14 protein-coding genes and 1 pseudogene are annotated in these 22386 nt (G+C 72.1%); 11 read left to right on the top strand and 4 right to left on the bottom strand.

Going from position 1 to position 22386, the window contains the following annotated elements:
• The first annotated feature begins 102 nt into the window (after positions 1-102).
• From OHT74_RS09105 to OHT74_RS09080, 4 genes and pseudogenes are all read left to right on the top strand, one after another.
• Positions 103-3873: a S8 family peptidase gene (locus OHT74_RS09105; protein WP_328619969.1), complete on the top strand. Its 3771-nt coding sequence runs from the start codon at positions 103-105 to the stop codon at positions 3871-3873.
• Positions 3874-3976: 103 nt separating this feature from the next.
• Positions 3977-5851: a protein phosphatase 2C domain-containing protein gene (locus OHT74_RS09100; protein ID WP_328619968.1), complete on the top strand. Its 1875-nt coding sequence runs from the start codon at positions 3977-3979 to the stop codon at positions 5849-5851.
• Positions 5852-5888: 37 nt separating this feature from the next.
• Positions 5889-7418: pseudogene (locus tag OHT74_RS42115) on the top strand (thiamine pyrophosphate-dependent enzyme).
• 178 nt (positions 7419-7596) lie between these two features.
• A complete protein-coding gene (locus tag OHT74_RS09080) occupies positions 7597-7998 on the top strand; it encodes an ATP-binding protein (protein ID WP_443047698.1) in 402 nt (133 codons plus the stop codon).
• A 101-nt stretch (positions 7999-8099) separates the two neighbouring features.
• Here OHT74_RS09080 and OHT74_RS09075 read toward each other — a convergent pair whose 3' ends face one another.
• Both OHT74_RS09075 and OHT74_RS09070 read right to left on the bottom strand, forming a co-directional pair.
• Complete coding sequence (locus OHT74_RS09075) at positions 8100-9161, bottom strand: DUF2637 domain-containing protein (RefSeq protein ID WP_266662423.1); 1062 nt, start codon at positions 9159-9161, stop codon at positions 8100-8102.
• Between the two features lie 203 nt (positions 9162-9364).
• Complete coding sequence (locus OHT74_RS09070) at positions 9365-10216, bottom strand: (2Fe-2S)-binding protein (RefSeq protein ID WP_266662421.1); 852 nt, start codon at positions 10214-10216, stop codon at positions 9365-9367.
• Positions 10217-10354: 138 nt separating this feature from the next.
• Between OHT74_RS09070 and OHT74_RS09065 the strand changes: the two genes are divergently transcribed.
• On the top strand, positions 10355-11020 hold the full coding sequence (locus OHT74_RS09065) for a GntR family transcriptional regulator (protein ID WP_266662419.1): 666 nt from the start codon (positions 10355-10357) through the stop codon (positions 11018-11020).
• Between the two features lie 26 nt (positions 11021-11046).
• Here the strand turns inward: OHT74_RS09065 and OHT74_RS09060 are convergent, their stop codons facing one another.
• Both OHT74_RS09060 and OHT74_RS09055 read right to left on the bottom strand, forming a co-directional pair.
• Positions 11047-11823: a hypothetical protein gene (locus tag OHT74_RS09060; protein ID WP_266662417.1), complete on the bottom strand. Its 777-nt coding sequence runs from the start codon at positions 11821-11823 to the stop codon at positions 11047-11049.
• Between the two features lie 154 nt (positions 11824-11977).
• Positions 11978-13660 carry a PucR family transcriptional regulator gene (locus OHT74_RS09055; protein ID WP_266662415.1) on the bottom strand — a complete coding sequence of 561 codons (1683 nt, stop codon included), beginning with the start codon at positions 13658-13660 and terminating at the stop codon, positions 11978-11980.
• 254 nt (positions 13661-13914) lie between these two features.
• Between OHT74_RS09055 and OHT74_RS09050 the strand changes: the two genes are divergently transcribed.
• The 6 genes from OHT74_RS09050 to OHT74_RS09025 all read left to right on the top strand — a co-directional run bounded on the left by OHT74_RS09050 (position 13915) and on the right by OHT74_RS09025 (position 22328).
• Positions 13915-14808, top strand: a complete 894-nt coding sequence (locus OHT74_RS09050) for an FAD binding domain-containing protein (RefSeq protein WP_266662413.1) — start codon at positions 13915-13917, stop codon at positions 14806-14808.
• A gap of 2 nt (positions 14809-14810) precedes the next feature.
• A complete protein-coding gene (locus tag OHT74_RS09045) occupies positions 14811-15416 on the top strand; it encodes a (2Fe-2S)-binding protein (protein ID WP_266662411.1) in 606 nt (201 codons plus the stop codon).
• A 2-nt stretch (positions 15417-15418) separates the two neighbouring features.
• Positions 15419-17821, top strand: a complete 2403-nt coding sequence (locus OHT74_RS09040) for a xanthine dehydrogenase family protein molybdopterin-binding subunit (RefSeq protein ID WP_266662409.1) — start codon at positions 15419-15421, stop codon at positions 17819-17821.
• Positions 17822-18175: 354 nt separating this feature from the next.
• A complete protein-coding gene (locus tag OHT74_RS09035) occupies positions 18176-19639 on the top strand; it encodes an NCS2 family permease (protein WP_266662407.1) in 1464 nt (487 codons plus the stop codon).
• Between the two features lie 75 nt (positions 19640-19714).
• Positions 19715-20878 (top strand): XdhC family protein, encoded by a 1164-nt coding sequence (locus OHT74_RS09030; RefSeq protein ID WP_266662405.1) that lies wholly within the window; start codon positions 19715-19717, stop codon positions 20876-20878.
• Between the two features lie 157 nt (positions 20879-21035).
• A complete protein-coding gene (locus OHT74_RS09025; protein WP_328619966.1) occupies positions 21036-22328 on the top strand; it encodes a YncE family protein in 1293 nt (430 codons plus the stop codon).
• Positions 22329-22386: the final 58 nt, after the last annotated feature.

Below are 22386 nucleotides of genomic sequence, written 5' to 3'. Positions count from 1 at the left end.
AGGTGACGCCACCGCAGCACCAACATCCGCCGGTCAGAAGCCACTTGCGGGCAGCTTTGCCATGCGATGAAGCAATTGGCCGGAATTCACCTGGGGAGAGCGATGCGCCCGATATCGCGCACGGTACTGGGAGCGGCCTGCGCGGCCGTCCTGGCCGTCACCGCCGTCGGCCCGTCGGCGGCACAGCCGATCGACGGAGCGCCTGGAGGAGCGGGGAGGAGACCGATCGCCGGGAGCGAGGCGGCCGGAAAGCAGCCCACGGCCCCCGTCACCGTGACCCTGGTCACCGGCGACCGGATCCTGGTGTCCACCGACCCGGCCGGCCGCACCGCCGCCACCGCGATGCCGCGCGAGGACGGCTCGCAGCCGCTCGTGCAGACCCGCCAGAGCGGCAAGGACCTGTACGTGTACCCCGAGAGCGCGGTCAAGGCCCTCGCCGCCGGCACGGTCGACCAGGAACTCTTCAACGTCACCGGCCTGATCCGGCAGGGCTACGACGACGCACACGCCAAGAAGCTCCCGCTCATCGCGGTCTACGACGGCTCCGCCGACCTGGCGCGCAGCGCACCCCCGGCCCCGCGCGGCGCCGAGCGCTCCCTCGTCCTCGGCTCCATCGGGGCCGTCGCCCTCGCCGCCGACAAGCAGCAGGCCGTCGCCTTCTGGGCGGACGTCACCGACACCCGCTCCCGCGCCGCCGGCGGGCTGAAGAAGCTGTGGCTCGACGGCAAGGTCCGGGCGAACCTGGAGCGGTCCACCAAGCAGGTGGGCGCCACAGCCGCCTGGGCCGCCGGGTACGACGGAAAGGGCACCAAGGTCGCCGTCCTCGACACCGGCACCGACCTCGGGCACCCCGACCTCAAGGGCCGCGTCGCCGCGTCGAAGAACTTCACCGACTCCGACACCGACGCCGACCGCCAGGGCCACGGCACCCACACCATTTCCACGGTCGGCGGCTCCGGAGCCGAGAGCGGCGGCGCCAAGAAGGGCGTCGCGCCGGGCACCGAACTGCTCAGCGGCAAGGTGCTGGGCGACCAGGGCTACGGCCTCGACTCGTGGATCATCGCGGGCATGGAGTGGGCCGTCGAGAGCAAGGCCGACGTGGTCTCCATGAGCCTCGGCGACCCCTCCCAGACCGCCTGCGACGACCCCATGTCGGCCGCCGCCGAGCGGCTCGCGCAGAGCAGCGGCACCCTCTTCGTGATCGCCGCCGGCAACTCCGGCCCCGGCAACAACACGGTCTCCGCGCCGGGTTGTGCGCCCAGCGTGCTGACCGTCGGCGCCGTCGACCGCGACGACACCACGCCCTCCTTCTCCAGCCGCGGACCCGCCGGACTCCGGCACACCCTCAAGCCCGAGATCGCCGCGCCGGGCGTCGGGATCTCCGCCGCCGCCATGGGCGGGCGCGGGGTGTACGCGTACCAGTCCATGTCCGGCACCTCGATGGCCACCCCGCACGTCGCCGGCGCCGCGGCCATCGTCAAGCAGCGCCACCCCGACTGGACCGCCCAGCAGGTCAAGGCCGCCCTCGTCGGCTCCGCGAACTCCGGCGTCCCCGGGGACGTGCGCCAGACCGGCGGCGGCCGCCTCGACGTCAAGGCCGCCGTCGACACCACCGTGACCGGCGCCCCCGCCGTCCAGGGCGGCACGTACGACTGGCCGCAGGACCGCAGCGACCGGACGACCGTCGAGATCCCGTACACCAACTCGGGCGCCCGGCCCGTCACCCTGAACCTCGCCGTCGAGAAGGTCACCGGCAACGACGGCTCGGCCGTCCGCAGCCGGATCGCAGGCCTGGACCGTCGTACGGTGACCGTCCCGGCCGGCGCCACCGTCAAGGTGCCGCTCGCCCTGGACCCGGCGGCCCGGCTGGAGCGCTCCCAGTACGGGGACGTCACGGGCCGTGTCGTCGCCACCGCGGACGGCGTGCACGTCTCCACCCCCTTCTCGCTGTACGTGGAGCCGGAGACCGTCACCCTGCGCGTCAAGCTGATCGACCGCGCGGGCAAGCCCGCCGCCGGACCGTCCTCCCTCGACGTCATCGGCACCGACGACGCCAGTGGCGAGCGCCGCTTCAACGACGGCGCCGTGGACCAGGTCTACCGGGTGCGCCCGGGCTCGTACTTCCTCTCCGGCTTCATCGGCACCCTCGACGCCGGTGACGGAGCCACGCTGTACGACTCCCTCACCTACCTGGGCCGCCCGCAGGTGGAGGTCAGGAAGGACACCGTGATCGTGCTGGACGCCCGCAAGGCGGCCCGGCTCTCGATCGCCACCGACCGGCCGACCGAGGCCCGCAGCACCACCCTCGCCTTCTCCCGGTACTGGGACGCGTCCTGGCTGCACGCCGGCACGGCGATGGGCGGGCGCACCATACGCGGCTACTACGCCTCGGTCGAAGGCCGGGCGCACGAGGGCCAGTTCGAGTTCGGCAGCTACTGGCGCGCGGCCGCGCCGCTGATCTCCGAGCTGAAGGCCGCAGGCGGCCCGGCGCTGCACCCGATCACCGCCTCCACCGGCAGCGACAACCTCGACGGAACCGGCAGCGCGCCGCTCGTCGACGCGGGCTCCGGCACCCCGCAGGAGCTCGCCGCCGCCGGAGCCAAGGGCGCGATCGTGCTGGTCAAGGCCGAGGACGGCGCGCTGTACGAGGTCGCGGACAACGCGAAGGCGGCCGGGGCCAAGGCCGTCCTCGCCCACCGTGACGCCCCCGGCCGCTGGGTCGGCTTCACCGGCTACGCGGGCGGCGCCCTCCCGGCCCTGACCATCGAGCAGCCGGAGGCGAAGGCGCTGCTCGCCGAGCTCGCGGCCGGCAAGGTCACGCTGAACTGGAAGGGCAGCGCGAAGAGCCCGTACGTCTACAACCTGGCGCAGGTGGAGAAGGGCGCGGTGCAGGGGGACCGGACGTACCGGGTGCGCGACCGCGACCTCGGCTCCGCCGAGTCCACGTACCACTCGATGGGCGTTGCCGCCGACTTCGTCGACCTGACCGGCGCCTACCGGCCGCTCGGCAACGCCGTGTACTTCGGCGGCCTGGACACGGTGGCGGTCCCGGGCAAGCGCACCGAGTTCTACTCCGCCGGGGACACCGCCTGGGACCACATGGTCTCCAGCAGCTTCCCGTGGGGCGAGTTCATGACCGACCAGCAGCGCGCGTACGCCAAGGGCGGCAAGCGCAGCGAGAGCTGGTACGACGGGGTCGTCGGCCCGGTCGCCGGCCGCGACCTCGCGGGCAGGCCGCAGCCGGCCGCCGAACGGCAGGGAAACCTGATCGGCTTCGCCTCCGCGATGTGGGGGGACACCGGGCACTTCGCGCAGCCGGGCTCCTTCGGAGACGTCGGCGGGCTCGTCCTGAAGCGGAACGGCGAGCAGATCGGCGACAGCTGGTACCCGTCGGGGGTCTTCGAGGTCCCCGCGGAGGAGGCCACGTACGAACTGACACAGCAGATCGAGAAGTTCGGCCAGCCGGCGCGCACCTGGCAGCGCTCGCAGGCGGTGGCAACGACATGGACCTTCGACTCGAAGCAGGACCCGGCCCAGTACTCGCAGTCCATCCCGATCCTGTTCCCGTCGATCTCGATCCCGGCGGACGGCATGAAGACGCTGCCGGCGGCGGACGGCCAGACGATCGGGCTGGGGGCCACGGGCCATGCGGGGTACGTGCCGGGCGCGCTGAAGTCGGTGAAGCTGTCGTACTCGTACGACGGTGAGCACTGGACGCAGGCACAGGTGTCCGAGCGGGGCGGCCGGTGGTCGGCGGTCGTGAACCACGCCGCGGCCGGGAGCGGCCGGCAGGTGACGCTGAAGGTGGAGCTCACCGACACGAACGGCGCCGCCGTCACCCAGACGGTCGCGCGGGCGTACGACATCCGGTAGGCCGTACGAGAGATACGGAAGGGGTCCACCGGGCGGCGGCCCGGTGGACCCCATTTCGCGTATTCGGCGTTTTCTGCCGCTCTGGGGGGCCAAGAATGAGCCCATGAGTCAGCAGGGCGCGGACGACTGGTGGCAGAAGCTGTACGAGGACCCGGACGCGGGACCGGTCCCGGACCCGGGGGACACGCTGGAGAGCCGTTTCCACTCGGCGTCGGCAGTGACATCCCCACCGGACCCGGCCCTACCGCCCCCGCGCCCCGCGACACCCGGGCCCCCGGGGCCGCCGCCATGGCCTGTGCCGCCCGGGCCGTCGGTGTCGGTGCCGCCCGGGCAGCCGCCGCAGGCCGTGCCGCCCGTGCCACCGCAGGGTGCCGAGCCGCCCGGGGCGCCCCCGCATGCCGTGCTGCCGGGGCCGCGGCGGGAGGCCACGCCGGAGCCGCCGCCACCCCGGGACCCCCGGGAGCCCGGCACGACCGGATACGGCCTCGGCAGCGTGACCGTGCCCCCGGCGCTCCCGGAGGAGCCGCCCGAGCTGCCGGTCTGGCGCTGGGGCGTCCCGCGTGACACCCCGCCCGAGCCCCCGGCCCCCGCCCCCGGGTGGCCCGAGCGCGCCCCCGAGCAGGTCGCGGGCTCCTGGCCCGCCCCCGGGCCGGAGTCCGGCCCGGGACCCGACGCCGGTACGGGCCCCTGGCCCGACACCGGCTCCGCCGCGGGAGCCGAGCCCGGGACGGGTGCGGCCACCGGTACCCGGCCGGTGGCCGGGGACGGCACGGGGCGCCCGCCCGAGGCCTGGGCCGACCCCGGCCCCGGCCCGCTGCCCCGGGCTCGTTCCGGTGCCGAGCCGGGCTCCTGGTCGGGCTCCTGGTCGGGCCCGGAGACCGAAGCGGGGCCCGATGCCGCCGCCGCGAAGCGCGGGTCCGGAGCTGACACCGGTGCCGCGCCCGAGGCCGGATCCACGGGACAAGCGTGGCCCGGGGCCGGGGAGGCCGCGGGGGTGAGCGCCGCCGGTGAGTCCTGGCCCGGTGCCGGTGCCGGTACCGGTGCCGTGCTCGACGGCGGGTCGCGGGCCGATGACGGGCCAGGGGCTGAGGGCCGGGGCGGGGAGCGGCCTGTTGTGGGGTATCTGGGGGATCGCGCGCCCACCTATGCCGCAGAGCCCGGGGCACTGCCCCTCGCCGATCCGGGGGTGCTCGACGGGCTCGTGCCCGACACCGTCCTCGAGGGGGCCCGGCACGGGACGTACACCCTGCGCGCCACCTCCGTACGCGGGGACTCCGCCCGCTTCCGCGGCGAGGCCCGGCGGGACTTCCTGCTGACCGCCCGCTTCGGCACCGGCGACGACGCCCTCGTCCTCGTGGCCCTCGCCGGCGGCGACCGGGCCGCCCCCGGGGCCGCCGAGGCCGCCGTCGAGCTGTGCCGCTGGATGGCATCGGCCGTCGGCCGAAGCCGGGAGCGGCTGGCCGACGACATCCGCGCCGGCCGGCGCGACGCCCTGCGCTCGGGGCTCCAGCGGCTCACCGACCGCGGCTACGGCCGCCTGCGGGCGCACGCCGCCGAGCTCGGGCTCCCGGAGGACGCGTACACCGCCGGCCTGCGCGTGCTGCTGCTTCCCATCGACCCCGAGTGCAAGACCCGGGTCTGCTTCGGCGCGGGCGCCGGCGGCCTGTTCCGGCTCCGGGCCGGGGCATGGGAGGACCTGGAGCCGGAACCGAAGCCGGAGCCGGAGCCGGAATCGACCGAGACCGGCGGGGACGGGTTCCGGTTCCGGGCCGCCGTGGCCCGGCCCGGCGACACCCTGCTGCTCTGCTCCGGCGGGCTCGCCGACCCCATGCGCGAGGAGGGCCTCCTTTCGGCCGAACTCGCGGCCCGCTGGGCCGACCCGGAACCCCCCGGCCTCGCGGCCTTCCTCGCGGACACCCAGCTCCGCCTCAAGGGCTACGCCGACGACCGGACGGCCGCCGCGGTCTGGGAGGCGTAACCGGCGGAACGTGCATGGATGACATCCTCGTCCGCGGATGTACGAAGTCGTCGGCGACAGCCTGAACCCCGTCGTCGACGCCATCCGGCGTACGGGCGGCATCGAGTGGATCCAGGTCCGGCACGAGGAGACGGCCGCCTTCGCCGCCGGGGCCGAGGCCCACATCACGGGCCGGCTCGCCGCCTGCGCAGGCTCCTGCGGCCCCGGCAACCAGCACCTGATCAACGGCCTCTACGACGCCCACCGCTCGATGGCCCCGGTGCTCGCGCTCGCCTCCACCTGTTCTGCGGCAGCGGCACCGCCGGGGCGCACGCCGAGGTCATGGAGTTCGCGGGCCGGGTCAAGACGCCCGTCGGGCACGCCCTGCGCGGCAAGGAGTGGATCCAGTAAGACAAGCGCGGGAGCGCCCCGCGGCGCGTGGCTGCGGGGCGCCTTGTCGCGTTTAGTCGACTTGCTGACCGTCGTAGGTACCGCCCTTGCAGTAGTTGCCCGCCTCATTGACCGCGGGCGTTCCGCCGCCCTGCTTGCACTCAGAAGGGGTGACGACGGATGGGGCACCCTGTGCGGTGGCGGTGGCGGTGGTGGCGCCTGTGAGACCGAGTCCGGCGAGGGCTGCCGTGGCGATGACGGCGGCGAGGATTCGTCGAATGCGCATGTGGTTCCCTTTCACGGATTGCCGCGGTTGGGGCACTATTCAGCTTGATCTTCACCCATCTGGGTGGCGCGTTGGATTGCTCCATTCGGGTGACAGGCCCGTCGGGAGCGGGGCCGCTGACCCGACCCGCCCCAGGTCAGGAGGCATGCGCAGGTATCGCCTGTACGGCAGATCCGTACGACGTCGGCATGAGCGGGCTGCTCGGCTGCGGCGCCGCCTACGAGGCCACGCGCGAGTGCGACCTGCTGATCCTGCTCGGCACGGACTTCCCGGGAGACCCTGCGCGCCCGGCGGAGAAGCACACCCCGATCCACCCCGAGTACGTGGCCTCGGTTCTCGATGAACTCGCGGACGACGACGCTGTGTTCACCGTCGACACGGGCATGTGCAACGTGTGGGCGGCACGCTATCTTTCCCCGAACGGCAAGCGGCGCACAGTTCACGGACCGCGGCCGTCAAGTGGTGTCGATGTCGGGCGACGGCGGTTTCTCGATGCCGATGGGAGATTTCCTCACCCTCGTGCAGTACGACCTGCCCGTCAAAGTGGTCCTCTTCAACAACTCATCTCTCGGGATGGTCGAGTTGGAGATGCCGGTTTCCGGCCTGCCCTCGTACGGAACGACCCATCACAACCCGGATTTCGCGGCCATCGCGCGCGCGGCGGGCGCCTTCGGGGTCCGGGTGGAGAAGCCCAAGCAGCTCACCGGGGCTCTGAAGGACGCGTTCCGGCACAAAGGACCCGCCTTGGTGGACGTGGTGACCGATCCCAGCGCCTTGTCCGTTCCGCCCAGGATCAGCGCCGAGATGGTGACCGGTTTTGCACTTTCGGCCAGCAAGATCGTGCTGGACGGAGGGGTCGGCCGGATGATCCAGATGGCTCGATCCAACCGGCGCAACGTGCCGCGCCCGTAAGCCCGCAGGAGTGCGGATTGCCCCGGCGGGCATGCATCCCGTAGACCAGTTCGAGATCCATGGGACACGGGGGAGGTACATCGCCGTGCGGGTGGGGGCGAAGACCGGAAAGCAGTGGAGAAGAGGGCGGCCCGTACCGCGTGAACCGTCCGTCGAGGACGGGCGAGCGGTGGACGCGCTGGAGATCAGCCGGAGCGTACGCCGGGCGGATCTCAAGGCTGTGGGAGAAGTGCGCCGGGCATTACGGGACTTGATGCACCACCGGTGCCCGGCCGACACCGCGGAGGTGGCGGAGCTGCTGATCACCGAGCTCGTCACCAATGCCCTCGTCCACACCGACCAGGGCGCAGAGGTGTCCGCGCGGCTCGCCGCGGACCGGCTGAGGGTGGAGGTCCGGGACTACGCCTCGCGCCGGCCCCGGCCGTACGTACCGACCGCCGACGACGGTACGCACGGCCGGGGACTGATGCTGGTCCAGGCCCTCGCCGACGCCTGGGGCGTGGACACGCCGGTGCAGGCCGGCGGCAAGGTGGTGTGGTTCGAGCTGGACGGCACCCTCGGGATGTACGACGGGGCGTAGGGACGTACGACGCGACATACGAGGCGACGTACGGCGGAACGTACGGCGGAGGGCCCGCCTGACCGGCGGGCCCTCCGAGGTCCTGGGTGGGGTGCAGCCGTTCAGCCGAACTGCTGTTCCAGATCCTTGAGTTTGCGCTCGAGCGAGTCGAGGCGGGGGATGGTCTGGGTGTCGTCCTCGGCGGTGAGGTCCACCGTCCGGGGGCCGGTCACCTCAGCGATCTCGGTCCGGTGCACGGCCTGCAGGGAGGGCCGGCGGAGCGGGGCGGGCAGCTGTCCCGTTTCCGCTATGGCCGGCTCCGCGCCGACCGGCGCGGAGCCCGACCCGGGGGCCAGCCCCGGCACGTCGACCTGGCGGGCGCGGGATCGCCCGAACGCCCGGTTCTGCCGGCCCAGGGCCTTGATGCGGGCCCGGTCCAGCCGGTTCTGGTCGCGCCTGCGGTGGCGGTCCTGCTCCCGCTCGCGCTTGTCCTCGCGTACCTCGTCGACGGCCTCGTCGAGGGTGCGGACCCCCTCCAGCAGCATGAGTGACCAGGCGCCGAAGGTCTCCCGGGGGGCCCGCAGCCAGCGGACCATCCGGATCTGCGGCAAGGGCCGTGGAATCAGGCCCTGTTCGCGCAGTGCAGCCCGGCGGGTCTGCTTGAGGGCGCGGTCGAAGAGGACGGCCGCCGAGAGCGACATCCCGGCGAAGAACTGCGGGGCGCCGTCGTGGCCCATGCCGCGCGGCGCGTGCACCCAGTTGAACCAGGCGGCCGCGCCCGCGAACAGCCAGACCAGCATGCGGGAGCCGAGGGCCGCGTCACCGTGGCTGGCCTCACGGACGGCGAGCACCGAGCAGAACATGGCGGCGCCGTCGAGGCCGAAGGGGACCAGGTACTCCCAGCCCCCGGAGAGGTTCAGGTTCTGCCGGCCGAAGCCGACCAGTCCGTGGAAGGAGAGCGCGGCGGCCACCGCCGCGCAGCAGAACAGCAGGACGTAGGAGGCGGTTCCGTAGACGGCTTCCTTGCGCCGCCGCCGCTCTTCGCTGCGCTCCCACGTGTCGTCCGCCGCTGCCTTGTCGCCCTCCCGCTTGCCCCGGGCCAGTACCGCAACTGCCGCAAGTACGCCCAGGATCAGCAGGCTGCCGGGCAGCAGCCAGTCCAGCGATATGTCGGTCAGTCTCATGCGGATGTCCCTTGCCTCTGCCTCGCGTGTGCGGCCTTCCGGAGCCATGGTGGCGCAGGAGATCGGCCCGGCATGCGGGTTTCGGGGCAAGTGGACGCCATCGGGGGGTGGGGCCCGCCGGATAGGGTGTTGTAGCTCGAACTGCCGCTCGTGCTGCCAGAGTTGTGTTCGATTACGGTCAGCCGGACGAGTGGGTTCAGATGTCAGGCGGCAGCAGTGAGGCGGACGATGCGGTCCGCGTCGCAGGTGCGGGGGCACGTGGTGCAGGTGTCCTCGGGCCGGATCGTGTAGAAGAGGCAGCAGCTGGCCCGGTCCCGGGTGGGCAGCCGTTCGCCGTCCGGGCCGGAGAGCATGCGGAACGCCGCGCCCGCGGTGTACGGGGCCGTCCTGCCGGGCAGCAGCGCCTCCAGCTCGGCCCTGGCCCGGCGCTCCTCGCCCACGAGCTTGCCCAGGTGCCAGACGCCCGAGACGATCTCGTCGGTCACCATGCCCCACAGGGCGCGGCGGCCGCGCCGCGTGCGCGGGCCGAAGCCGTCCAGGAGGGGCTCGAGGTGCTCGGCCACCGCAGCCCGCACCTCACCGCGCAGCGCCTCCTCGTCGGGCACGACACGGGCCCCGGGGAGAGCGGCCGCCGCATCGTCCGGCAGGCAGGCGAAGGACTCGATGCGCACGCTCATGCGCCCCTGGGTCCGGTGGAAGGCCACGTGCTGCGCCGACAGCCGGGGCACCCGCCGGTGGAGGAACCAGGGGGCCGTGATCAGCAGGCACGCGGGCCATGCGTACCGGTGCAGCCCGAAGGTGGCCACGACGTCGGGCCGGGCCTGGCGGCCGTAGTCCCGCAGGACCTGGGCGTCGTCCCACGCGAGGTACCCGTCCAGCTCGGCTCCGCCCGCCGCGAGCGCGTCCGCACCGACCCACCCCACACCGCGAGGGGCGGTCTCGTGCGCTGCGCGCTCGGTGACCTGCAGCCTGTCGTACACCTGCGACAGGCGTGCGTACGCGTCCGCCACCGGAGAGCCGGCCGGGGGCGGGGCGACGACGGAGCTGTCGGGCATGGCGGAACCACCGATTCGCACGGATGCTAAGGGCAAAGGTAAGCCTTACCTTAGCTGATCTCGGTGGCCTGTACCAGCACTTGCAGGACCGATTCACCTATTCTCTGAGGGCCCAGGTCGAACCCGGAGGAGGACCGAGTGCACGAAGCGGCCCACGTCGGGGTGACGGCGCTGATCCCGACGCAGAAGGTGCTGCGCCATTCGGTGCGCGCGCAGGTACTGGACGCGCTGCGTGCCGCGCTCGTCGACGGCGAGCTGGTGCCGGGGGAGATCTACTCCGGGCCGGCCCTGGGTGAGCGCTTCGGCGTCTCCGCGACGCCCGTGCGCGAGGCGATGCAGCAGCTGGCGCTCGAAGGGGCGGTGGAATGTCTGCCGAACCGGGGCTTCCGGGTGCTGTCGCGTACGCCGCGGGCCCTGGCGGAGCTGGTGGAGGTCCGCGCGCTGCTGGAGGTGCCGGTGATGCTGCGGCTGGCCCGTACGGTCCCGGCGGAGGCCTGGTCGGCGCTGCGGCCGGCGGCGGCCGCCACGGCCGAGGCCGCCGCGGCCGGTGACCTCCCGGGGTACGCGGATGCGGACCGGGCCTTCCACCGGGAGGTCCTCTCCCTGGGCGGGAACGACCAGCTGGTCCAGGTCGCGGAGGAACTGCACCGCCGGTCCCAGTGGCCGCTGCCGGGCGCTCCGCGGGTCCGCAGGGCGGACCTCGTCGCGGACGCGGCGGAGCACTCGGCCCTGCTGGAGGCCCTGATCGCAGGCGACCTCCCGCTGATCGAACCCCTGATCCGCAACCACTTCACCGGCACCTGACCGGGGCCCCGCACGGGCCCGCGCCGTCAGGTCGCCGGAGCCGGGCGGAGCTGGTCCGCCAGCCAGGTGGGGATGCCGCCCAGGAGGTGGAACAGGCGGCGGGCCTCCGCGCGCAGGCGGGCGGCCTCCGGTTCCGGCTCGGCTTCGGCCAGCGCCGCCAGCGCCGGTGCCGTGCCGATCAGGAAGCCCAGCTCCTCCCGGATGCGCAGCGACTCCGCGAAGCCCTTGCGGGCCTCCGCCACCTCCCCGTCCCGCAGGGCCAGCGCCGCCAGGTGCCGCCAGGTGAACGACAGGAGGAGGGTGTCCCCGTGGGCCAGGGCCCCGGCGTGGGCGCGGCGGTACGCGGGCCGGGCCGACTGGGGGTCGTCCGCCAGGTGTTCCGCGACCAGGCCGCGGCGGAAGTCCAGCAAGGGCCGAGTCCGGGACCCCGGGGACAGCAGCGCCGCCGCCCGGCCCAGCGCCGACCGGGCCTCGTCCGAGCGGTCGCGGACCCCGAGCACCGTGGCCGCGTACGCCAGCTGCCCCCGCTCGCACGCCGCCGAGCCCCGCTCGTCGTCGTCCCGGGCCACCGCCTCCGCGACCCGCAGCGCGTCCTCCGCCTCCGCCCAGCCCTGCCCGGTGAACAGACACCGTTCGACCAGCAGCGCGGTCCGCTGCACGGCCGCGCCGGCGTCGGGCAGGTGCGGCGTCAGCAGGGCCGCCGCGTCGGTCCAACAGCCGCGCGAGCGCAGCCGCCATATCGCCCGCTGGAGGGGGTCGTCTCCCCCGGTAGTTCCGGCACCGGACATGGCGGTATCCGCCACATTGCCCTCCCCAAAGCAACCAAGCAGCACGTCGTCGAGCCCTGGGCCGAAATGAGAGCACGGATCGACGGCTTCGGCCAAGGGGTCGGGTGAACTCTTTCACAAAGTCCGGACGCCGCGTCAGGCATCCGGCACCGCCCCTGGCCGGATCTGCTCAGCTCATCCGCAGTGCCAGGAAGAAGTCGAGCTTGTCTTCCAGCCGCGAGAGGTCACGCCCCGTCAACTGCTCGATTCGCCCGACCCGGTAGCGCAGCGTGTTGACGTGCAGGTGCAGCCGCGTCGCACACCGCGTCCACGAGCCGTCGCAGTCCAGGAACGCCTCCAGCGTCGGAATGAGCTCCGCGCGGTGGCGGCGGTCGTAGTCCCGCAGCGGGTCCAGCAGGCGCGCCGTGAAGGCCCGGCGCACGTCGTCCGGGACGAACGGCAGCAGCAGTACGTGCGAGGCCAGCTCGTGGTGGCCCGCCGCGCAGACCCGGCCCGGGCGCGCCGCGGCGACCCGGCGGGCGTGCCGGGCCTCCTCCAGCGCCCCGCGCAGCCCCTCCGCGGAGTGCACGGCCGCGCTGACGCCCAGCGTGATCCGGCCGTCGTCGGCGAGGCCCGCCTGCAGGGGCTCCCGTACGGCGGAGAGCAGCTCGTCGGCGTGCAGGGCGCGGTCCGGGCCGCCCTTCTCCTCGCCGGGCTCCCCGGGCAGTGCGGGCAGCGGTACGAGCGCGATGGCCTCGTCACCCGCATGGGCCACCGCGATCCGGTCCGAGGGCTCGGGCCCCGAGACGGACGGGTCGACCAGGATCTCCTCCAGCAGCGACTGGGCCACCGGGCCGCCGGGGATGTCCCCGCCGTCCCAGTCGACCCGCGCCACGACGACCTGCCAGTGCGGGGCGGTGCCCAGCCCGGGCAGCAGCACCGGGGCCGCGACCCGCAGGCGGGCGGCGATCTCGGCGGGCGCGGCGCCCGTCTGGACCAGCTCCAGCACCTCCTGGGCGAGCCGGCGGCGCACCGTACGGGCCGCGTCGCGCCGGTCCCGCTCGACGGCGATCAGCTGGGTCACGCCCTGGAGCAGGTCGAGCCGCTCGGCGGGCCAGTCGCCCGCGTCCGCCTCGACGGCCAGCAGCCAGTCCGAGAGCACGCTCTCGCGCACGTCACGGGCCCCGGGGCCGCCCGGGGCCCGTCCCGCTCCCCTGATCGGGAACAGGGAGTAGGTAATACCCTGGATGGAGATCCGGTGCGGGCCCCTGCGCCCGGTGCGGACCGCCGCCAGGTGCTCGCCGGCCAGCGTCGCGCAGACGCCTGGTGCCAGGGGTTCTCCCGCTCCGGCGATCTGCCGGCCCGTGGGGGACAGCACCCAGGCGCGCAGATCGAGGTCGGTGGTGAGCAGATCGAGCACCACGTCGGGTCCACCGCCCGCGGGGCCCGAGGTCATCAGGCGGCGGTGCCGGTCCACGACGGCCGCAAGATCGCCCGCACGCTCCCCCGAGACCTGCCGCACCACGTACTCGGTGATCGTGGCGAATGCAACGTCTTCGTTCACAGCGAACAGGGGCAGCCGGTTGCGCCGACAGGCTGAAACGAGATCGTCGGGGATGTCCCCGAGCTCCGCCTCGCCGGCCGCGAGGCCCGCGACGCCCGCGCTCGCCAGGATTCGTACGAACGGCTCGGAGTCGGCTGAATTTCTTCGCCAGGCCAGGCCGGTGAGGACGAGTTCGCCCCCCGTCAGGTATCGGCTGGGATCCCTCAGGTCGGTCGTCATGACGCCGCGGACCGTCCGGTCGAGTTCGTCCTCGCCGCCCAGCAGCCGCAGCCCCAGCGCCTCGGTTTCCAGCAGTGCGCGCAGCCGCATGGTGTCGCCGCCGATCTGTCTCGAATGTTGCCGTTGGAAATCGGGCAGGTCGTTGCATCCTGCCTTTCATACGAATCTACAAGACGAGGGAGGCCGCCAGCCAACTCCTTCATGGTTTCGGTGACTGCACCGGGGGGACGCGCGGCTTGTGTACTGGCTCCACACCGCGTTAACAGCACGTGAACGACCAGTCGAGGGCCTCATGGCCTCCTGGCTTGAAGTGAACGACACGATGAAGAAGAAGAGAGCCGCACATGGACTTCCTTCGCCCCGCCAGCTGGGAGGAGGCGCTCGCCGCTAAGGCCGAGTTCCCCACAGCTGTGCCGATTGCGGGTGGCACCGACATCATGGTCGAGATCAACTTCGACCACCGCCGTCCGGAGTACCTCCTCGACCTCAACCGCATCGGGCTGCTGCGGGAGTGGGAGGTAGGCGAGGAGGTCACCAAGCTGGGCGCCTCCGTCCCGTACACCCAGATCATGGAGAACCTGCGCGGCACGCTGCCGGGTCTCGCGCTCGCCTCGCACACGGTCGCGTCCCCCCAGATCCGCAACCGCGGCGGCGTCGGCGGCAACCTCGGTTGCGCCTCGCCCGCCGGTGACTCCCACCCCGCCCTCCTCGCCGCCGGCGCCGAGGTCGAGGTCGAGTCCGTACGCGGCTCCCGCCTGATCCCGATCGACGAGTTCTACACGGGCGTCAAGCGCAATGCGCTCGCCGCCGACGAGCTCATCAAGTCGGTCCACATCAAGAACGCCACGGGCCCGCAGCAGTACTCCAAGGTCGGCTCCCGCAACGCGATGGTCATCGCCGTGTGCGCCTTCGGCCTGGCCCTGCACCCCGACACCCGGACGGTCCGCACCGGCATCGGTTCGGCCGCGCCGACCCCGATCCGCGCGAAGGCCGCCGAGGAGTTCCTGAACGCCGCGCTCGAAGAGGGCGGCTTCTGGGAGTCCGGCAAGGTCATCACCCCGTCGATCGCCAAGCAGTTCGGTGAGCTCGCCACCGGCGCGGCCAACCCGATCGACGACGTCCGCGGCACGGCGAAGTACCGCCGCCACGCGGTAGGCATCATGGCTCGCCGCCAGCTCGTCTGGACGTGGGAGCAGTACCGCGGCACGAACGGCCGCTCGCTTGAAGGGGCTGCGTAACCATGCGCGTCAATTTCACTGTCAACGGCCGTCCGCAGGAAGCCGACGACGTCTGGGAGGGCGAGTCCCTCCTCTACGTCCTGCGCGAGCGCCTGGGCCTGCCGGGTTCGAAGAACGCCTGTGAGCAGGGCGAGTGCGGTTCCTGCACCGTCCGCCTCGACGGCGTGCCGGTCTGTTCCTGCCTGGTCGCGGCCGGTCAGGTCCAGGACCGCGACGTCGTGACCGTCGAGGGCCTGGCGGACTTCGCCAAGCAGCGCGAGGAGCACGGCCACGGCGGTGCCTGCGGCACCGGCGGTGGCTGCGGAAGCAAGGGCGTGACCACCGACGAGGCGAAGCGCTGGGCGGCCAAGCCCGGCGACTCCCAGACCGGTGAGGGCGTCGAGCTCTCCGGCATCCAGCAGGCGTTCATCGACGCCGGCGCCGTCCAGTGCGGTTTCTGCACCCCGGGTCTGCTCGTCCAGGCGGACGCGCTGCTGGAGGAGAACTCCGACCCGTCCGACCAGGACATCCGTGAGGCCCTGTCCGGCAACCTCTGCCGCTGCACGGGCTACGAGAAGATCCTCGACGCGGTCCGCCTCGCGGCCGCCCGTCAGGGAGAGGCGGTCTGACCATGGCTCAGAACACCCGCACCGTGCCCGCCGGTACGCCGACGAACGTCACCCAGAAGCACAACAAGGGCGGCATCGGCGAGTCCATCCTGCGTCCGGACGGCACCCTCAAGGTCACCGGTGAGTTCGCCTACTCCTCGGACATGTGGCACGAGGACATGCTCTGGGGCCAGACCCTGCGCAGCACCGTCGCCCACGCCGAGATCGTCTCCATCGACATCTCCGAGGCGCTCGCCATGCCCGGCGTGTACTCGGTCCTGACGTACGACGACCTGCCCGCCGAGATGAAGAACTACGGCCTGGAGATCCAGGACACCCCGGTTCTCGCCAACGGCCGGGTACGCCACCACGGTGAGCCGGTCGCCCTCGTGGCCGCCGACCACCCGGAGACCGCCCGCCGCGCGGCCGCCAAGATCAAGATCGACTACCGTGAGCTGCCGCTCGTCACCGACGAGGCCTCCGCCCTCGCCGAGGGCGCGCCGCTGATCCACGAGGGCCGCGACGACCACCACATCGGTCACGTCCCGCACCCGAACATCGTGCACCGCCAGCCGATCATCCGCGGCAACGTGGAAGAGGCCCGCAAGCGCGCCGACGTCATCGTCGAGGGCGAGTACACCTTCGGCATGCAGGACCAGGCCTTCCTCGGCCCGGAGTCCGGTCTGGCCGTGCCGTCCGAGGACGGCGGTGTCGAGCTGTACGTCGCCACCCAGTGGCTGCACTCGGACCTCCAGCAGATCGCCCCGGTCCTGGGCCTCCCGCCGGAGAAGGTCCGTATGACGCTCTCGGGCGTCGGCGGTGCCTTCGGCGGCCGCGAGGACATCTCGATGCAGATCCACGCCTGCCTCCTGGCCCTGGCCACGAATAAGCCGGTCAAGATCGTCTACAACCGGTTCGAGTCCTTCTTCGGCCACGTGCACCGCCACCCGGCGAAGCTGTACTACGAGCACGGCGCCACCAAGGACGGCAAGCTCACGCACATGAAGTGCAAGATCGTCCTGGACGGCGGCGCGTACGCGTCCGCCTCCCCGGCGGTCGTGGGCAACGCCTCCTCCCTCTCGGTGGGTCCCTACGTCCTGGAGGACGTGGACATCGAGGCGATCGCGCTCTACACGAACAACCCGCCCTGTGGCGCGATGCGCGGCTTCGGTGCCGTCCAGGCCTGCTTCGCCTACGAGGCCCAGATGGACAAGCTCGCGGCGAAGCTGGGCATGGACCCGGTCGAGTTCCGCCAGCTGAACGCCATGGAGATGGGCACGATCATGCCCACCGGCCAGGTCGTGGACGCCCCGGCGCCCGTCGCCGAGCTGCTGCGCCGGGTCAAGGCCCGCCCGCTGCCGCCGGAGCGCCAGTGGGAGACCGCCGGCGAGGGCGCGGACGTCCGGGCGCTGCCCGGTGGCCTCTCGAACACCACCCACGGTGAGGGCGTCGTCCGCGGCGTCGGCTACGCGGTCGGCATCAAGAACGTCGGCTTCTCCGAGGGCTTCGACGACTACTCCACCGCCCGCGTGCGCCTGGAGGTCATCAACGGCGAGCCCGTCGCGATGGTCCACACGGCCATGGCGGAGGTCGGCCAGGGCGGCATCACCGTCCACACGCAGATCGCCCGTACCGAGCTGGGCGTCACGCAGGTGACCATCCACCCGGCCGACACCCAGGTCGGCTCCGCCGGTTCCACGTCCGCCTCGCGGCAGACGTACATGACCGGTGGCGCGGTGAAGAACACCTGTGAGGCCGTCCGCGAGGCGCTCCTGGAGATCGGCCGCCGCAAGAAGGGCTCGTACCACCCGGCGTGGGCCACCGCCGAGCTGCTGCTCGAAGGCGGCAAGGTCGTCACCGACGGCGGAGAGGTCCTCGGCGACATCGCCGAGATCCTGGAGGACGAGGCCATCGACCTCGAACTCGAGTTCCGCCACCACCCGACCGTCCCGTTCGACCTGGTCACCGGCCAGGGCAACGGCCACGTCCAGTACACCTTCGCCGCGCACCGCGCGGTCGTCGAGGTGGACACCGAGCTGGGCCTGGTCAAGGTCGTCGAGCTGGCGACCGCGCAGGACGTCGGCAAGGCGCTGAACATGCTCTCCGTGGTCGGCCAGATCCAGGGTGGTACCACCCAGGGCCTGGGCGTCGCGATCATGGAAGAGATCATCGTGGACCCGAAGACCGCGAAGGTGCGCAACCCCTCCTTCACGGACTACCTGATCCCGACCATCCTCGACACCCCGACCATCCCGGTCGACGTCCTGGAGCTCGCCGACCCGAAGGCGCCGTACGGCCTGCGCGGTATGGGCGAGGCCCCGACCCTCTCGTCCACCCCGGCCGTCCTCGCGGCGATCCGGCAGGCGACGGGTCTGGAGCTCAACAAGACGCCGATCCGTCCGGAAGCCCTCACCGGCACCCTCTAGGACGGCGTGGTCCGGGGGCCGCGAGGCCCCCGGACCCCCACAGATTTCCGGGCGGTGTGACACCGGGAACGTCACACTTCCAGCCACACCGCCCGGAGCAAGAAGTCCGGAGTACGAAAAACCGCACCGCTCGCGGTCCGTTCGACCGGCAGTACCCCACGAAACACCCGGTGGCCCCGGCACCCCGGAGCCGCCTCCAGTACCGCAGAACCCCCGCAGTACCCGCAGTACACGCAGTGATTTTCGCGTCGCCTCGGGCCGTCACCCCGGGTCGTGCAGCCAAACGGAGTTTCCCAAATCCCGCGTCTCCAATCTTTATGCGGGTGCCCCTTTGAACCTTGGGAGTTAGGCACCATGACCCAGTCGTCTGTGGAGCCCAAGACCACCGCGGAAGAGGCCGGCGACGGCTCTCGTACCCCCGCCGGGCGTTCTTGGCTCGACCGGTACTTTCACATCACGCACAGAGGATCCAGCGTCGGCAATGAGGTTCGTGGCGGAGTCACGACCTTCATGGCCATGGCGTACATCCTCCTGCTCAACCCGCTGATCCTCTCCGGCAAGGACGTCGCCGGAGACACCATGAGCCAGAAGGCTCTCATCACCGCCACGGCGTTCGCCGCGGCCCTGACCACGCTCCTCATGGGCTTCGTCGGCAAGGTCCCGCTGGCCCTGGCCGCAGGCCTTTCCGTCTCGGGCGTGCTCTCCTCGCAGGTCGCCCCGCAGATGACCTGGCCGCAGGCCATGGGCATGTGCGTGATGTACGGCGTCGTGATCTGTCTCCTGGTCGTCACCGGCCTCCGGGAGATGATCATGAACGCGATCCCGCTCGCGCTCAAGCACGCGATCACCATGGGCATCGGCATGTTCGTCGCCCTGATCGGCCTCGTGAAGGCCGGCTTCGTCGGCAAGGGCTCCGAGTTCGGTCCCCCCGTCCAGCTCGGTTCGGTCGGTGAGCTCGCCGGCTGGCCCGTCCTGATCTTCTGCGTCACCCTGCTGACCATCTTCATGCTGCAGGCCCGCAAGGTCCCCGGCGCGATCCTGATCGGCATCGTCGGCGGCACCGTGCTCGCCGCGATCCTCAATGCCGTCGCGGACATCGACGCGAAGGCCTGGCGCAACGGTCCGCCCACCCTGGACGGCTCCGCGGTCTCGATGCCGGACTTCTCGCTCTTCGGCAAGGTCGAGTTCGGCGGCTGGGGCGACGTCGGCGTCATGACGGTCGGCATGATCGTCTTCACCCTGGTCCTCGCCGGCTTCTTCGACGCGATGGCCACCATCATCGGCGTCGGCACCGAGGCCAAGCTCGCCGACGACAAGGGCCGTATGCCGGGCCTGTCCAAGGCGCTGTTCATCGACGGCGCCGGTGGCGCCATCGGTGGCGTCGCGGGCGGCTCCGGCCAGACCGTGTTCGTCGAGTCCGCCACCGGTGTCGGCGAGGGCGCCCGCACGGGCCTCGCCTCCGTCGTCACGGGCCTGTTCTTCGCCGCCTGCCTCTTCTTCACCCCGATCACGCAGATCGTCCCGGGTGAGGTCGCCTCCGCGGCCCTGGTCGTCATCGGCGCGATGATGATGCAGAACGCCCGCCACGTGGACTGGGCCGACACCGCGACCGCCATCCCGGTCTTCCTGACCGTGGTGGTCATGCCCTTCACGTACTCGATCACCCCGGGTGTCGCAGCCGGTGTCATCTCCTACGTGGCCATCAAGGTCGCGCAGGGCAAGGCCCGCGAGATCGGCGCCTTCATGTGGGTCCTGACCGGTGTCTTCCTGGTCTTCTTCGCCCTCCACCCGATCGAGGCGTGGCTCGGTGTGAAGTAAGGCCGGGCCCGTGATCAAGACCTGACCCTCCACGCATCCGATACTGGAAACCGAACCTCTCCGAGGAGGCCGCACATGCTGGACATCGCCGAAGAACTGAACCGGTGGGTCGAGCAGGGACGTGACTTCGCCGTCGCCACCGTGGTGGCGGTCGGCGGGAGCGCGCCCCGGCAGCCCGGAGCCGCACTTGCCGTCGACGGTGAGGGCACGGCCATCGGCTCGGTTTCCGGCGGATGCGTGGAGGGCGCGGTGTACGAGCTGTGCCGGCAGGCGCTGGAGGACGGCGAGACCGTCCTGGAGCAGTTCGGCTACAGCGACGACGATGCCTTCGCCGTGGGTCTGACCTGCGGCGGGATCATCGACATCCTCGTCACCCCGGTCCCCGTGGGATCCCCGGCGCGCGAGGTGTTCGCGGCCGCGCTGGCCGCGGCCGCCCGCGGCGAGGCCGCGGCGGTCGCCCGGATCGCGGAGGGGCCGGCCGAGCTCAAGGGCCGCGCCGTACTCGTCCGGGGCGACGGCGGCCGCGAGGGCGGTTTCGGGGGCCACCCCGAGCTGGACCGCACCATCGCCGAGGAGGCCCGCGCCATGCTGGACGCGGGCAGGACCGGCGTGCTGGAGATCGGCGCCGACGGCCGGCTCTGCGGAGAGCCGCTGAAGGTGCTCGTCGAGTCCAGCGTCCCGCCGCCGCGGATGATCGTCTTCGGCGCCATCGACTTCGCGTCCGCCCTGGTGCGGATCGGCAAATTCCTCGGCTACCACGTGACCCTGTGTGACGCGCGACCCGTGTTCGCGACGAAGAACCGTTTCCCCGAGGCGGACGAGATCGTCGTCGAATGGCCGCACCGCTACCTCGAGGCACAGTCCTCGGCGGGCTCGGTCGACGGCCGGACCGTCCTGTGCGTGCTCACCCACGATGCCAAGTTCGACGTGCCGCTCCTGGAGCTGGCCCTCAAACTGCCCGTCGCCTACGTCGGCGCCATGGGCTCCCGCCGTACCCACGAGGACCGCAACAAGCGGCTCCGCGAGGTCGGCGTGACCGAGCTCGAGCTCGCCCGGCTGCGCTCCCCGATCGGCCTGGACCTCGGCGCCCGCTCCCCGGAGGAGACCGCGCTGTCCATCGCCGCCGAGATCGTCGCCAACCGCCGCGGCGGCTCCGGCGCGGCCCTCACCGGAGCGCACATACCGATCCACCCGGACACCTCGAACACGGTGATCGGCAGGATCGGCTCCGTCGCTTGAAGGACGTGAAGGCACGGGCGTGAAGGCGCGGGCGTGAAGAAACGGGCGTGAAGAAGCGGGTGTGAAGAAAAGGGCGTGACCCGAGGGTTGCGCCCTTTTGCTGTTCCGCCTATTTTACCGGCCGGTAACAACGCTTCCCTGCAACGGAGTTGAGCGGATGTCCAGGACCGCACGCACCGCCCGCACGGCCCGCACCGCCCGTACCCCCGTACGTACGCTCCTCGCCGGCTGTGCGCTGGTCGCGGCCTCGCTCGCCGGGGGCACCGCATCGGCCTCCGCCCCGGCCGCGGGCCCCGCCGCCGGCCCCGGCGTCCGCGAGGTGCTGTTCGTCGGCAACAACTGGGAGGGGACCGCCGATGTGCTCGCCTCCACCGGGGACCTCGCCAAGGTCGGCCGGATCAATATGATCCCCGACAAGGAGGAGCGGCTCCGGGAGATCTACCTCAATCCGATCAAGCTCGGCTTCTTCCTCGGCATCCGCAACACCGCGGGCGAGGGCCACGACCAGTTCGTGGACGACATGTACACCACTGCGGACGGCACCGCCGTGGTCGCCTCCCGTCCCAGCTTCGCCGACGTCGTCTCGATCGACGTGCGGACGGGCCGGGTCAACTGGCGCTTCCCCGTCGCCGGCTACCGCTCCGACCACATGGCGGTCTCGCCGGACGGCACCCGCGTCGCCGTCTCCGCCTCCACCGCCAACACCGTGCACGTTCTGGACATCGCCACCGGGCGGCAGCTCGGCTCCTTCCCGACCGGCGACAAGCCGCACGAGAACACCTTCTCCCGTGACGGCCGCTACCTGTGGAACAGCTCCATCGGGGACGTCACCTCCGCCCTCGACGCGACCTGGCTGGACTGGACGAAGGGCGACCGGAAGATCACCGTCGTCGACGCGCAGACCTTCCGCACGGTCCGCGTGATCGACATGCGCGAGCGCCTGAACGCCTTCGGCCGCCCGGACCTGTCCGATGCCGTCCGGCCCATGTCGTTCAGCCCTGACGAGTCCAAGCTCTACTTCCAGGTGTCCTTCTTCAACGGGGTCGTCGAGTACGACGTGGCCACCGACCGGATCACCCGGATCAAGGAGCTCCCCCGCAACCCCGCCACCAACGCGGACCGCACCACCTGGGTCAACGACTCCCGCCACCACGGCATGTCCATGAGCCCGGACGGGGCCAAGCTCTGCATCGCGGGCACCATGGACGACTACGCCACCGTCGTGGACCGCGCCACCCTCGCCGAGGGGCCGCTGGTCCAGGCCGACAAGCCGTACTGGGCCACCGTCGACGGGGACGGCACGGCCTGCGTGATCTCCGAGAGCGGCGCCGACCGGGTCACCGCCATCGACTTCGCCACCGGGACCAAGCGGGTCTCCGTCCCGGTCGGCGACCACCCCCAGCGCGTCCGCCTCGGCCACGTCCCGACGGGCTGGACGGGCCCGCAGTAGCAGGTTTCGCCCGCCCGGGTGGCGGTACCGGGCCTCTCCGAGCCCGCTGCCGGGCCTC

This window comes from Streptomyces sp. NBC_00354 (genome assembly GCF_036106915.1).
GTDB lineage: Bacteria > Actinomycetota > Actinomycetes > Streptomycetales > Streptomycetaceae > Streptomyces.
This window is presented reverse-complemented; position numbering and strand designations above follow the sequence as displayed.